Source organism: Bradyrhizobium sp. (assembly GCF_047605465.1).
Classification (GTDB): domain Bacteria; phylum Pseudomonadota; class Alphaproteobacteria; order Rhizobiales; family Xanthobacteraceae; genus Bradyrhizobium.
Genome location: NZ_JASGFS010000041.1, coordinates 24,997 through 37,031, shown reverse-complemented (window position 1 = coordinate 37,031; position 12,035 = coordinate 24,997). Strand labels below are relative to the sequence as shown.

Here is a 12,035-nt window from a genome sequence, read left to right as displayed (position 1 = left end):
GTGTGCTTGGACCCGCCAAAGGCCATCGAAACCTGAGATTTAGGCTGATATCTGCGGGCCAAAGCGCTTTTAGACAAGGCCAGCTTCGCTGTCCAGAAACTGTGCAGAAAGATCAGAGGGTTGCCGCAGCAGCGTAATCCCGTTGAAAGGCGCCGGAGCCGCGTTGACAGGCTTGGCCGGGCTGTGGTCTGTACCTACCTGTATTTTACGGCCACGTCGGGAGAGACCGGCTTCATCGCCGGCGCCGAAGGAGCAACCGCCCCGGAAACTCTCAGGCAAACGGACCGCGTGGCTTTGACAGCATCTGGAAAGAGGCGCCGGCGGGCTTGGCCCGGATGGCGTCCGCCGACGGGATAATACTCTCAGGCACAGCGACAGATGGGGCTTCGATTGGTTTCGATCGGGGAATCCCTCCCCGCGGAACCGCGAGGGCCCCATGATGCTTGCACGCGACGACCAGACACCCCTCAGACGCACCCCGCTGTACGATCTTCATGTGTCGCTTGGCGGCAAGATGGTGCCGTTCGCGGGCTATGACATGCCCGTGCAATACCCCGCGGGCGTCCTGAAGGAGCACCTCCATACCCGCTCCTCGGCCGGACTGTTCGACGTCTCCCACATGGGCCAGATCGCGATCCGGCCGAAATCCGGGAAGATCGAGGACGCCGCGCGCGCGCTGGAGCGGCTGGTGCCGCAGGACATCGTGGCGATCGCGCCCGGCCGCCAGCGCTACGCCCAGTTCACCAATGCGGATGGCGGCATCCTCGACGATCTGATGGTCGCTAATTTCGGCGATCACCTGTTCCTGGTGGTCAACGCCGCCTGCAAGGAAGCGGACGAGGCGCATCTACGCGCGCACCTCTCGGACGACTGCATCATCGATTCGCTGCAGGACCGCGCGCTGATCGCGCTCCAGGGTCCGAAGGCGGAAGCGGTGCTGGCGACATTCTGTGCGGACGCCCCGGCGATGAAGTTCATGGACGCCGGCCCGCGCAAGGTCGACGGCATCGACTGCTTCGTCTCGCGCTCCGGCTACACCGGCGAGGACGGCTTCGAGATCTCGGTTCCGGCCGGCGATGCCGAGCGGCTCGCCAAGGCGCTGCTCGGCAATTCCGACGTGCTGCCGATCGGGCTCGGCGCACGCGACAGCCTGCGGCTCGAATCCGGGCTCTGCCTCTATGGCCACGACATCGACACCGCCACGACGCCGGTCGAGGGCGCGCTGGAATGGTCGGTGCAGAAGAGCCGCCGCACCGGCGGCCAGCGTGCCGGCGGCTTTCCCGGCGCGGAAAAAATACTCGCGCATTTCGACAAGGGTGCCGCCCGCCGACGCGTCGGCCTGCGCACCGAGGGCCGCGCGCCGGTCCGCGAGGGCGCGATGCTGTTTGCCGATAGCGCCGGCGGCGAGCCGGTCGGAAAGGTCACCTCCGGCGGCTTCGGCCCCAGTCTCAACGCCCCGGTCGCGATGGGCTACGTGCCGACCGGCCTGAGCGCGCTCGAGACGAAACTCTTTGCGGAGGTGCGCGGCCAGCGGCTGCCGCTCACCGTCGCCGCCATGCCCTTCGTGAAAAACACCTACAAACGCTGAGGACCTGTGAATGACCACCACGCTGTACACCTCCGACCATGAATGGCTGGCCATCGACGGCGACGTCGCCACCGTCGGCATCACGGACTACGCGCAGTCCCAGCTCGGCGACGTCGTGTTCGTCGAACTGCCCAAGGTCGGCCGTACGCTGAAGAAGACCGAGGCCGCCGCCGTCGTCGAGTCCGTCAAGGCGGCTTCCGACGTCTACGCCCCGATCTCGGGCGAGGTCCTCGAGACGAATGACGCACTCGCCGCCGAACCCGCGCTGATCAATTCCGATGCGCAGGGCGCGGCGTGGTTCTTCAAGATCAGGATTGCCGACAAGAGCGAGCTCGGCGGCCTCATGGATGACGCCGCCTACAAGGCACACACAGCGTGAGATGACGCGAGCCGTCTCGACATATTCACTGTCATGCCCCGCGCAGGCGGGGCGTCCAGTCAACCCAGCCGCTTCGGCGAGAGCCGAGAGGCTGCGGCGCACTGGATCGGCCGCCTTCGCGGGCGATGACGGCAACTTTCAAAGCGAGGACCCACGATGACCGCGCACCGCAAATCCGGCAGCGAGACCGCCGCCACCTTCGTTCGCCGCCATATCGGACCGTCGGCGCGCGACGTCACCGCCATGCTGGAGGCCGTCGGCGCGAGAAGCGTCGACGCGCTGATGGCGGAAACGCTGCCGGCCTCGATCCGCCAGGCTGCTCCGCTCGATCTCGGCAGGCCGCTCAGCGAGACCGAGGCGATCGCGCATATGGGTGAGCTCGCGGCCCAGAACCGGGTCTTCACCTCGCTGATCGGCCAAGGCTATTCCGGGACGATCCTGCCCGCGGTGATCCAGCGCAACATCCTGGAGAATCCGGCCTGGTACACCGCCTACACGCCGTACCAGCCCGAGATCAGCCAGGGACGACTGGAGGCGTTGTTCAACTTCCAGACCATGATCTGCGATCTCACCGGCCTCGACGTCGCCAACGCCTCGCTGCTGGATGAAGCGACCGCCGCGGCCGAAGCCATGGCGCTGGCGGAGCGCGCGAGCACGGTGAAGACCAAGGCCTTCTTCGTCGACCGCGACGTGCACCCGCAGACGCTGGCGGTGCTGCGCACCCGCGCCGAGCCGCTCGGCTGGTCGCTCGTCGTGGGCGATCCTGCCACCGATCTCGCCAAGGCCGACGTGTTCGGCGGCCTGCTGCAATATCCGGGATCGTCCGGCGCCCTGCGCGATCCGCGCGCGGCCATCGCCGCGCTGAAGGCGAAGGGCGCGGTTGCCGTGCTCGCGGCCGACCTGCTGGCGCTGACGCTGGTGGCCTCGCCCGGCGAGCTCGGTGCCGACATCGCCATCGGCTCGGCGCAGCGCTTCGGCGTGCCGATGGGCTATGGCGGCCCGCACGCGGCCTACATGGCGGTGCGCGACGCGCTGAAGCGCTCGCTGCCGGGCCGCATCGTCGGCCTCTCCGTGGACTCGCGCGGCGCGCCCGCCTATCGCCTGGCGCTGCAGACCCGTGAGCAGCACATCCGCCGCGAGAAGGCGACCTCGAACATCTGCACCGCGCAGGTTCTGCTTGCCGTGATCGCCGCGATGTACGCGGTCTATCACGGCCCCGAAGGGCTGGCGCAGATCGCGCGCAACGTGCATCGCCGCGCTGCCGTGCTGGCCAGCGGCCTGCGCAAGCTCGGCTTCACGCTGCAGTCCGACAGCTTCTTCGACACGCTGAGTGTGGATGCCGGCGCCAAGCGCGCCGAGATCGTCGCGCGCGCGGCGGCCGAGACCATCAATTTCGGCGTCGGCGAGACCGCATTGCGCATCGCGCTCGACGAGACCACGACGCCCGCGACGGTGGAAGCGGTCTGGCGCGCCTTCGGCGGCACGCTGTCCTACGCGGAGATCGACGCCGCGACGCGCGAGGCGCTGCCTGACGGCCTGAAGCGCACGACCGCCTTCCTCACCCATCCCGTGTTCCACGCGCATCGCTCGGAGACCGAGATGCTGCGCTACATGCGCAAGCTGAGCGATCGCGACCTCGCGCTCGACCGAGCGATGATTCCGCTCGGGTCCTGCACCATGAAGCTGAACGCGACCACCGAGATGATGCCGCTGACCTGGCCGGAATTCGCGACCCTGCACCCGTTCGCTCCGCGCGAACAGGCCGCCGGCTATCACGCGCTGTTCGCGCGGCTGGAGAAGTGGTTGTGCGACATCACCGGCTATGACGCGATCTCGCTGCAGCCGAATTCGGGGGCGCAGGGCGAGTATGCGGGCCTGCTCGCGATCCGCGGCTATCATGCGGCGCGCGGACAGAGCCATCGCAGGATCTGCCTGATCCCCTCCTCCGCCCACGGCACCAACCCGGCCTCGGCCGCGATGGTCGGCATGGACGTGGTGGTGGTCGCCTGCGAGAAGAACGGCGACGTCGATGTCGACGATCTCCGCGCCAAGGCGGAGAAGCATTCGAGCAATCTCGCCGCGGTCATGATCACCTATCCCTCGACCCATGGCGTGTTCGAGGAGCACATCCGCGAGATCTGCGACATCGTGCACGGCCACGGCGGGCAGGTTTATCTGGACGGCGCCAACCTCAACGCGCAGGTCGGCCTGTCCCGGCCCGGCGATTACGGCGCCGACGTCAGCCACCTCAACCTGCACAAGACGTTCTGCATCCCGCATGGCGGCGGCGGTCCCGGCATGGGTCCGATCGGCGTCAAGGCGCATCTGGCGCCGTTCCTGCCCGGTCATCCCGCGACGCGTGCCGATGCGCCGGTCGGCCCGGTGTCGGCCGCGCCGTTCGGTTCGGCCTCGATCCTGACCATCTCCTACATCTACATCCTGATGATGGGCGGCGAAGGATTGCAGCGCGCGACCGAGATCGCGATCCTCAACGCCAACTACGTCGCCGCGCGCCTCGATGCGCACTTCCCGGTGCTCTACAAGAACGCCAGGGGGCGCGTCGCGCACGAGTGCATCATCGATCCGCGGCCGCTGAAGGCGACCTCCGGCGTCACCGTCGACGACATCGCAAAGCGCCTGATCGACTACGGCTTCCACGCGCCGACCATGAGCTTCCCGGTGCCGGGCACGCTGATGATCGAACCGACCGAATCGGAATCGAAGGCGGAGCTCGATCGCTTCTGCGACGCCATGATCGCGATCCGCAAGGAGATCGCCGAGGTCGAGGCCGGCCGCTTCGAGATCGCCGCATCGCCGCTGCGGCACGCCCCGCACACCGTGCACGACATCGCGGACGACGACTGGAAGCGCGCCTACGGCCGCGCCGAGGGCTGCTTCCCGGCAGGCACCTCGCGCACCGACAAATATTGGTGCCCGGTGGGACGCGTCGACAACGTCTATGGCGACCGCAATCTGGTGTGCTCCTGCCCGCCGGTGAGCGACTACGCGGAAGCCGCGGAATAGCACACGACGAAGCCGTCACAGGGGTGGGCAAAGCCAAGGCGTGCCACCCCTTCGTCTGTGCTGGAAGCTACGCCCTTGTCTGCGCTGGAAGACGGGAGGCACGCTGCCTGCGCGCCTTCGCCCGCATCGGAGTGCTGACCGAACTGGCCAGGATCAGACGCTTCGTCGCCCCACCTCATCAAGGGAGCGCAAAAAGAAACGGGCACTGAGGACGTCGGCAACTCAACGTCCTCAGCGCCCGCTCCTCGCGAAAATCGATCTTTGAGGCTTACTCTTCCGCCGGCTCCTCGCCGTCGGCGTCGCGCTCGGGGGTCCCGGCGAGAATCTGCTCGGCGATCAGACCCGAGTTCTGGCGGATCGAGGTCTCGATCTTGGCGGTGATATCGGGATTGGCCTTCAGGAACGCCTTCGAGTTCTCACGACCTTGGCCGAGACGCTGGCTGTCATAGGAGAACCAGGCGCCGGACTTCTCGACGATGCCGGCCTTGACGCCGAGGTCGAGGATTTCGCCCATCTTGGAGACGCCCTCGCCGTACATGATGTCGAACTCGACCTGCTTGAAGGGCGGCGCCAGCTTGTTCTTCACCACCTTGACGCGGGTGGTGTTGCCGACGACTTCGTCACGCTCCTTGATCGCGCCGATGCGGCGGATGTCGAGGCGGACGGACGCGTAGAACTTCAGCGCGTTACCGCCGGTCGTGGTTTCCGGCGAGCCGTACATCACACCGATCTTCATGCGGATCTGGTTGATGAAGATCACCATGGTGTTGGACTTGTTGATGGACGCCGTGAGCTTGCGCAGCGCCTGGCTCATCAGGCGGGCCTGCAGCCCCGGCAGCGCATCGCCCATCTCGCCCTCGAGCTCGGCCTTCGGCACCAGCGCCGCGACCGAATCGACCACCAGCACGTCCACCGCGCCGGAACGCACCAGCGTGTCGCAGATTTCCAGCGCCTGCTCGCCGGTGTCGGGCTGGGAGATCAGCAGCTCGTCGATGTTGACCCCAAGCTTGCGGGCATAGACCGGGTCGAGCGCATGCTCGGCGTCGATGAAGGCGCAGATGCCGCCCTTCTTCTGCGCTTCCGCCACGGTGTGCAGCGCCAGCGTCGTCTTGCCCGAGGATTCCGGCCCGTAGATCTCGACGATACGCCCCTTGGGCAGGCCGCCGATGCCGAGCGCGATATCGAGCCCGAGCGAGCCCGACGACACCGCCTCGATGTCCATCGAACGGTCGCTCTTGCCGAGCTTCATCACCGAACCCTTGCCGAACTGGCGCTCGATCTGGGAGAGCGCGGCGGCCAGAGCTTTACTCTTGTCCATGGAAGATCCTTCGACGATACGCAGGGCAGTGGTGGACATTGGGTCGAGCTCCTTATGGCGAGGATTCGCGCGAGGGACAAACGGTTGAAGAGGCGGGCCGGCGATATAAACAACGTACCCCATTTGTTCCCTGTTCGCAATATGTTCTTTTGAGATTTTCGCGCCGTCCCGCGGTCCATTGCGTCTTAAGTTTAAAATTGGACTGTCGCCGCGCGAAAATGGCGGCATATTTTACCTATGCCGTATCAGGTTAAAGCAGGGTCGTTTCTGGTCGTTGCGCCGACACTGGCAGCCGCGATCAGGCTGCACGACGACATGAAGAACAACCCGGATGGCGTTTCCGTTCGGGACATGGAGGGCGCGGAAATCGACGTCGAGCGGATCCGCCCGATCCTCAATGACGGCGAGCCGAACTAGGGTGCGCCCATGAAGCGCCCGAACGTCCGCGCCTTGCCGGAGTTGGAAACGAAAGGGGCTACCTCGCGGTAGCCCCTTGCCGGTTGCAATAATTGTACGGGATGAAATACCAGCCCCGGCATGCGTAGTTCTACCTAGTTTTCGCAGACTGTGGAGTCCGGAAAACTCCGGTGTTCCAGTACCCCGGCAAAACGGGCCCTGATGTCCCGAAATGACCGTCGCGGGCCGTTGTTTCTGCGGTCTGAAGCCGGGAGGCGCAGGGGCTCGCCCACGTTCGGACCGGGCCCGCGGCGGCGGCTGCACCCGGCGGTCCCGACGGACGCCGGCGAAAATCGTGAAAACAACCCCATGCACAGTAGGGCCGCGGCCGGCTCCGGCCCGCGCCTCCCCTTCGCCTACGCGCGCGAACGGGCCGGAATGCCGAGCCGCATCGCTACATCAGCGCCAGCAGGATGACGCCGACGACCAGGACGACAAAGCCAGCCGCCGTCGCGGCGGCGAATGACCGCTCTACCTTGTCCATGATGCTACCCCGTTATCGACGCGCCACGTTTCCCCCATGGCTTCGCCGAACCCCGAAAATGTCGCCGACGGGTGTGTCCCCAGTTGTGCGATCGGGTGTCCAAATTTGGACGAGCGCGGGGCCAGTGTGCGACTTCCGCTGCCCTTCCCCGTGCGTCCCGTCAGGCGCCTGTAAGCCGACTCTCCTAGAGTTCCATCGCCCGATGGACCAACATCGGGCCTCCATACCCAGTTAACCCCGCTCTGCCCCGAGCGGGGTTTTCTGCTTTTTCGGCCGAGCTGCGTCGCCGTGGTTTCGATCCGCAGGCTTGTCAGGCTGCCGTAAGCTGATGCGGCTAGGGTTGTGGGGCTATGGTGTTGCAGCCCAGCACCTCAGCCTCCAATAACCTTAGGCCCCGCTTGGCTCATCCCAGGCGGGGCTCTTTTTTACCCGCCCCGTTCAGGCGGCCGCTTCGTCGCGCGTCAGCCGCAGCGAGAACGCGCGGATCGCCGGCGCCGCCAGCAGCACGATCGGCAGCATCGTCGTCCATGCGATCAGCCACGAGACCAGCCAGTGCTGGACGAACAGCAACGCGGTCTCCGCAGGAAAGCTCGCGATCGCGGTTGCGACCAGCGACGTCAGACCGGACTGGATGACGCCGAAGACGAAATGACTGTAGCGACGGGGAATGCCGGGCATGATGCGCCTTCGCTGTTTGCCGTCGTCAGGCAAAGCAAGGCACGTGCCGCGGACTGCGCGGGTCTCACTTCAGCGCTTGCGCTACGGCCGCAACTTCTCGCGTGGATCAGTGCCGCGACGTGACCCGCGAGCGCGTGTCGGCCGCATCCATGCGATCGGAATCGGAGCGGCTCGATAATCCTTCGAAACGCCAGAAGGTCACGAGGCTGGTCTCACCGCACTGCTCGCAGGCGAGTTTGTCATCGCCGAGCATAAAGCGTCCGCGCCTGAATGTGAGGGATGAAGCGGGACGCCGGCACTGCGGGCAAACCAGAGGGAGATTACGCATACCCCAGCGCAGGACAGGATGTCTCAACCAATTCACACCTTCCTCGTTGGTGCCACCACATACCCACCGCCCGCGCGCAGCAGAGCATAGATGCCCCGCACGCAAAAGTGGAAAAGGAAGGAACGTGCTTGTTGGCCTCGAAGGATCGCAGGCTGCTTCGCGCTCCCGCTCCGCACCCGCGCTGCGTTGCAATGCGATTCCGCCAATCGCTTCGCAAACCGGAACCTGAACCGACGCGCTCGACTGTCGGCAACGTCGTGGCGAGGTGCCCGTAATTCTCCTACCGTGAACAGAGTTCCCGCCCGGCGGTGTTCCGGTCCGGCGTCCCGAAGGAAACACCCCGCGCTGCGTACACCCTCAAGAATTGCGTGACTCCCGACGCCGTACAGCCAGATTTTACTTGTCGCAGGATGACGGTGACGCCCACCATGCCGCGGTCATGAGGCGTGAATCGTGGAGATGGCCATGAATCACAGAGGCGTCGAGTTCACTGTCGTGAAGACGGCGATCCCCGGAATCTGGCAATGGCAGTTCCGCATCGGCGATCAGATCAAGATCGGCAAAACCGAGACGAAGATCGATCTCCTGGCGATCCGGAGGGTGCAGCTGCGGATCGACCGCGAGTTGAAAGCCCGCGCCCACAAGACGGCCTGAACCCGTCTTGATCGCGATCGGCGGCCGAAGGCGTCATCGATGCGGGAACCTCTGCGATACATTCGCCATGACCATGCTTTCCGTAGACGACCGGAATTGATCTGACCGCGCATTTGAGATTGCACTGTGCACCCCATGGCCTCGGGAGGCGGCCATCATGTTGATCGGTGCCAGCAATGCCACGCTACTTTTTTCGAATCCGGAACGGCTCATACTCCGGCTGTGCGGACCAAGCGACCGAGTTTCCCGATCGCGACGCGGCCTGGAAAGAGATGACCAGTGTCTGCGCCACGATGGCCGCGGGGATCGCCCGCAAGCTCCAGGAAAATTCCGAGTGGGACATGGAGCTCCTCGACGAAGCGAAGGAGCCGGTGTTCCGGATCCGCATCGTCGCAGAATCCTTCGACTAGAACGGGCTGGGGATCGCGCGCGGTCGCCGGCCCCGCACGCGTCTCACCCGCTCGGAAAGAATGAGCCAGCTTCATTCGCCGATACCGCTTCGATCGCGGCGCGATGACAGATGCGCGAGGTTGGGTCGCGTCTCAGTCGGCGCTCGGAAGCCGGCGCATGGTGAATTCGATGTCGCCGCCGGGCAGCTCACGCCAGCTCTCGACCACGCTCATGTATCCAGCCTTGGGATAGCGGGCGAAGAATGCCTCGGCTCTTGCCCGCGCCGCAGCTCGCGGCAGGGTGAAGGTCTCGCGCAGATACCCGTCGCCCGCCTGCTTGCCGCCGACCTTGCGCCGGCGCGCCATCCGTTCGGCGAGATCCCGCGGACGATCGGCCATGTCCTGCCTCCTCAACGCAACGCACGCCGTCAATGTAGGGAGTGCGCCGGACGAGGAGGAGTCCCGCCGGAGGCATCGGCCTCCGGCCGGAACCGCCGTCAGTTGGCGGCGGTACCGGTCTTGGTCTTCTTGGGCGCGTTGGTCGCGCTCGACGCCTTCGGCGCGGCCTGCTTTGGCGGATCGGAGCGCATGCCGCCCCAGGGATCGTTGGACGCCTTGGAGTCCGGAATCTTCTTCAGCGTTTCCTTGTAGGCCTTCTCACGCTCGGCATCCGCGGCCTTTTCCTCGGGGGTCTTGCCAGGCCCTTCCTGCAGCAAATTGATATTGGGCATTTGCGCATAGGCCGGTCCCGCCAGCACGGCCAGCACCACCGCCGCCATACGGAAAAGCTTCATCATTCACTCCTCGATCAATCAGAGGCGGCAGATCAACCGCGCCTCGTCATCCCTGTCAACAGCCCGTTGAGGACCGCTAGAGCCGGTCCGATCTGCACGATTTCGGAGCGTGCAGCCAGTCATCCCAGATCGGGCCGCACCTCGTGCACCCGTTCAGCGCGAGCCCGAGCGCGACCGCCCAAAACACGAGGACATACCGACGCAACATCGTCCACCTGCTCCCAAGCGCGGTATCATATCGGGCGAAGTCGGGCATTTTCAAGCCGACGGCCCCGCGCAGGGCTGGGTGACTTTGCCGCTCCGTTCAGCGCAGAATGACGGAAACATACGGCAACAGAGGGGGGAGACGACAGCAATGCCATCGCAGCCGCAAGCCGAGTTCGGCATCACCGAGGCCCGACGCATCCTCGGCGAGGTCTTCGCGCCCTGGGTCCAGGACCTCAATCTCTCTGTGGAGCATATCGAGCACATCCAGCCGGCGGACGCGACGGATTGGCAGCCGGGCGCCTTGCTGCGAATGCCCTTCTCGGAGCGCCTGTGCCGCCACGGCGGCGTCGTCTGCGGCCAGGCGCTGATGGCGCTCGCCGACACCGCGATGGTGATCGCGAACCTCGCCGCCAACCGCGGCTATCGTCCGATGACCACGGTCGACCAGACCACGCATTTCATGCGCGCGGTCTCGTCGTCCGACGTGCTGGCCGATGCGCGCGTGGTGCGGCTCGGACGCACCATGAGTTTCGGCCGCGTCACGCTGCTCTCCGCCACCGACCACAAGCCGGTGGCCATGGTGTCGAGCGCGTTCGCGATGCTGCCGGGCTGAGCATACAAGGACGAGAAGAGAGCCGCGCCGGCGCAAGGCCCATCGCGGCTCTCGGCAACGATCGGGGCGCGGCATGGGACCGACGCGCGATGCAGTCGCGCGTCGCCGGCCACGCTTCGGAAGTTACTTGCCGAGCACCTCGTCGGCCGCGGTGACGATGCTGACGTTCGGATTGGTCCCGCAATAGGTGCCGAACTTCTTGGCGTTGTCGACGAACACGTCGGTATCGATGATCGCGTTGTCCTCGTCACCCTTGTACCAGCCGTCCATCCAGGTCAGCACCAGCTTGATGGTATCGTCGCCGCTCTCGAGGAACTGCTTGCAGCTCATGGTCGAGAGATCGAGCTTGGTGGCGTGAGCGGGAACGCACGACAGCGACAGAGCTGCGGCGAACAGAAGCGAAAGCGTGGTCTTCATCGGAATCTCCATCGGAGCTTTACGGCATAAAGGAAAGGCTTGTGGGGAAAGTCAGCGGAAGGAATCTCCGCTTCAGTTTCGTAAACGAAGTCTGAAGCGGTCTGCAAGTAGCGCCAGCATCGAGTTTAGTTCAACGTAATTTCCATGCACTATTTCACAAACGTCATTATGGATTAACGCGAATGATCGAGAAGCGTACAGCGCAGCGTCACCGTGTTTTCAAAGGTGGCACAATCACCTATGAAAACAGTGGAATCGCGTGCACGGTGCGAAACATGTCCGCCAGTGGCGCGGCGATCGATCTCGACGCCGCCGTGCCGCTGCCGCAATCTCTGACACTGTCGATCACGCGCGACAATTTCGTGAAGAATTGTCGCACCGTGTGGCGAAGCGACAGGCGCGTCGGACTCGCCTTCGTGCACTAGCGCGCGATGTGAACGAACGTTCGCACGACGCGCACAACATCATCACATTTGCCTGGTGCGTGTCGGCGACGCGTCCGTGATCGCGCGATGATCGCAGTCACTTCACGCGAAGTGAGAGCGATCGACCGGACTCTTCTCAGCGAACGGAATCGTTGCGCGGTCCGCGGCTGACGGCATCACCCGGACACGCGCGCCGCAGGTCCGGCACGGAGAGGATCGAAAGCGCCAACGGGATTTTCGGCATGGCCGGGCATGTCGCGGCCCTCACCGCGTGCAACACG

14 protein-coding genes and 1 riboswitch are annotated in these 12,035 nt (G+C 65.1%); of the genes, 8 read left to right on the top strand and 6 right to left on the bottom strand.

Features of this window, described 5'->3' with window-relative positions:
* The first annotated feature begins 207 nt into the window (after positions 1-207).
* Positions 208-296, top strand: a riboswitch (glycine riboswitch).
* 143 nt (positions 297-439) lie between these two features.
* The 3 genes from gcvT to gcvP all read left to right on the top strand — a co-directional run bounded on the left by gcvT (position 440) and on the right by gcvP (position 4,991).
* The gene (gene gcvT / locus QM712_RS24960; protein ID WP_415025834.1) at positions 440-1,588 is read left to right on the top strand and encodes a glycine cleavage system aminomethyltransferase GcvT; all 1,149 of its coding nucleotides are present in this window, start codon (positions 440-442) and stop codon (positions 1,586-1,588) included.
* A 10-nt stretch (positions 1,589-1,598) separates the two neighbouring features.
* Positions 1,599-1,967: a glycine cleavage system protein GcvH gene (gene gcvH, locus QM712_RS24955; RefSeq protein ID WP_415025810.1), complete on the top strand. Its 369-nt coding sequence runs from the start codon at positions 1,599-1,601 to the stop codon at positions 1,965-1,967.
* A gap of 156 nt (positions 1,968-2,123) precedes the next feature.
* Entirely contained in the window at positions 2,124-4,991 is a 2,868-nt protein-coding gene (gene gcvP, locus QM712_RS24950; protein WP_415025809.1) for an aminomethyl-transferring glycine dehydrogenase, read from the top strand.
* 268 nt (positions 4,992-5,259) lie between these two features.
* On the opposite strand, the gene recA is transcribed toward gcvP, so the two are convergent.
* Positions 5,260-6,348: a recombinase RecA gene (gene recA, locus QM712_RS24945; protein WP_415025808.1), complete on the bottom strand. Its 1,089-nt coding sequence runs from the start codon at positions 6,346-6,348 to the stop codon at positions 5,260-5,262.
* Positions 6,349-6,546: 198 nt separating this feature from the next.
* Here recA and QM712_RS24940 point away from each other — a divergent pair, with 198 nt between their 5' ends.
* Complete coding sequence (locus QM712_RS24940; protein ID WP_415025807.1) at positions 6,547-6,726, top strand: hypothetical protein; 180 nt, start codon at positions 6,547-6,549, stop codon at positions 6,724-6,726.
* A 961-nt stretch (positions 6,727-7,687) separates the two neighbouring features.
* Here the strand turns inward: QM712_RS24940 and QM712_RS24935 are convergent.
* Positions 7,688-7,927, bottom strand: coding sequence for a DUF2798 domain-containing protein (locus QM712_RS24935; protein WP_415025806.1), 240 nt, complete (start codon positions 7,925-7,927; stop codon positions 7,688-7,690).
* A 106-nt stretch (positions 7,928-8,033) separates the two neighbouring features.
* A complete protein-coding gene (locus QM712_RS24930; protein WP_415025805.1) occupies positions 8,034-8,180 on the bottom strand; it encodes a hypothetical protein in 147 nt (48 codons plus the stop codon).
* 540 nt (positions 8,181-8,720) lie between these two features.
* On the opposite strand from QM712_RS24930, the gene QM712_RS24925 reads away from it, so the two are divergent.
* Together QM712_RS24925 and QM712_RS24920 are read left to right on the top strand one after the other, a co-directional pair.
* Complete coding sequence (locus tag QM712_RS24925) at positions 8,721-8,909, top strand: hypothetical protein (protein WP_415025804.1); 189 nt, start codon at positions 8,721-8,723, stop codon at positions 8,907-8,909.
* 176 nt (positions 8,910-9,085) lie between these two features.
* Positions 9,086-9,319 (top strand): DUF6894 family protein, encoded by a 234-nt coding sequence (locus QM712_RS24920; RefSeq protein WP_415025803.1) that lies wholly within the window; start codon positions 9,086-9,088, stop codon positions 9,317-9,319.
* A 132-nt stretch (positions 9,320-9,451) separates the two neighbouring features.
* On the opposite strand, the gene QM712_RS24915 is transcribed toward QM712_RS24920, so the two are convergent.
* Positions 9,452-9,697 (bottom strand): hypothetical protein, encoded by a 246-nt coding sequence (locus QM712_RS24915; protein ID WP_415025802.1) that lies wholly within the window; start codon positions 9,695-9,697, stop codon positions 9,452-9,454.
* A 98-nt stretch (positions 9,698-9,795) separates the two neighbouring features.
* Positions 9,796-10,092, bottom strand: a complete 297-nt coding sequence (locus QM712_RS24910) for a hypothetical protein (protein WP_415025801.1) — start codon at positions 10,090-10,092, stop codon at positions 9,796-9,798.
* Between the two features lie 355 nt (positions 10,093-10,447).
* On the opposite strand from QM712_RS24910, the gene QM712_RS24905 reads away from it, so the two are divergent.
* Entirely contained in the window at positions 10,448-10,912 is a 465-nt protein-coding gene (locus QM712_RS24905) for a PaaI family thioesterase (protein WP_415025800.1), read from the top strand.
* A 123-nt stretch (positions 10,913-11,035) separates the two neighbouring features.
* Here QM712_RS24905 and QM712_RS24900 read toward each other — a convergent pair whose 3' ends face one another.
* Positions 11,036-11,329, bottom strand: coding sequence for an HdeA/HdeB family chaperone (locus tag QM712_RS24900; RefSeq protein WP_415025799.1), 294 nt, complete (start codon positions 11,327-11,329; stop codon positions 11,036-11,038).
* A 182-nt stretch (positions 11,330-11,511) separates the two neighbouring features.
* Here QM712_RS24900 and QM712_RS24895 point away from each other — a divergent pair, with 182 nt between their 5' ends.
* Positions 11,512-11,754 carry a PilZ domain-containing protein gene (locus tag QM712_RS24895; protein WP_415025798.1) on the top strand — a complete coding sequence of 81 codons (243 nt, stop codon included), beginning with the start codon at positions 11,512-11,514 and terminating at the stop codon, positions 11,752-11,754.
* Positions 11,755-12,035 lie beyond the last annotated feature (281 nt).

What these genes read in the sequence shown, in the direction of transcription:
- gcvT (WP_415025834.1), top strand. Translation starts at nt 440, where the DNA reads ATGCTTGCACGCGACGACCAGACACCCCTCAGACGCACCCCGCTGTAC.
- gcvH (WP_415025810.1), top strand. Translation starts at nt 1,599, where the DNA reads ATGACCACCACGCTGTACACCTCCGACCATGAATGGCTGGCCATCGAC.
- gcvP (WP_415025809.1), top strand. Translation starts at nt 2,124, where the DNA reads ATGACCGCGCACCGCAAATCCGGCAGCGAGACCGCCGCCACCTTCGTT.
- recA (WP_415025808.1), bottom strand. Translation starts at nt 6,348, where the DNA reads ATGTCCACCACTGCCCTGCGTATCGTCGAAGGATCTTCCATGGACAAG.
- QM712_RS24940 (WP_415025807.1), top strand. Translation starts at nt 6,547, where the DNA reads ATGCCGTATCAGGTTAAAGCAGGGTCGTTTCTGGTCGTTGCGCCGACA.
- QM712_RS24935 (WP_415025806.1), bottom strand. Translation starts at nt 7,927, where the DNA reads ATGCCCGGCATTCCCCGTCGCTACAGTCATTTCGTCTTCGGCGTCATC.
- QM712_RS24930 (WP_415025805.1), bottom strand. Translation starts at nt 8,180, where the DNA reads ATGCTCGGCGATGACAAACTCGCCTGCGAGCAGTGCGGTGAGACCAGC.
- QM712_RS24925 (WP_415025804.1), top strand. Translation starts at nt 8,721, where the DNA reads ATGAATCACAGAGGCGTCGAGTTCACTGTCGTGAAGACGGCGATCCCC.
- QM712_RS24920 (WP_415025803.1), top strand. Translation starts at nt 9,086, where the DNA reads ATGCCACGCTACTTTTTTCGAATCCGGAACGGCTCATACTCCGGCTGT.
- QM712_RS24915 (WP_415025802.1), bottom strand. Translation starts at nt 9,697, where the DNA reads ATGGCCGATCGTCCGCGGGATCTCGCCGAACGGATGGCGCGCCGGCGC.
- QM712_RS24910 (WP_415025801.1), bottom strand. Translation starts at nt 10,092, where the DNA reads ATGAAGCTTTTCCGTATGGCGGCGGTGGTGCTGGCCGTGCTGGCGGGA.
- QM712_RS24905 (WP_415025800.1), top strand. Translation starts at nt 10,448, where the DNA reads ATGCCATCGCAGCCGCAAGCCGAGTTCGGCATCACCGAGGCCCGACGC.
- QM712_RS24900 (WP_415025799.1), bottom strand. Translation starts at nt 11,329, where the DNA reads ATGAAGACCACGCTTTCGCTTCTGTTCGCCGCAGCTCTGTCGCTGTCG.
- QM712_RS24895 (WP_415025798.1), top strand. Translation starts at nt 11,512, where the DNA reads ATGATCGAGAAGCGTACAGCGCAGCGTCACCGTGTTTTCAAAGGTGGC.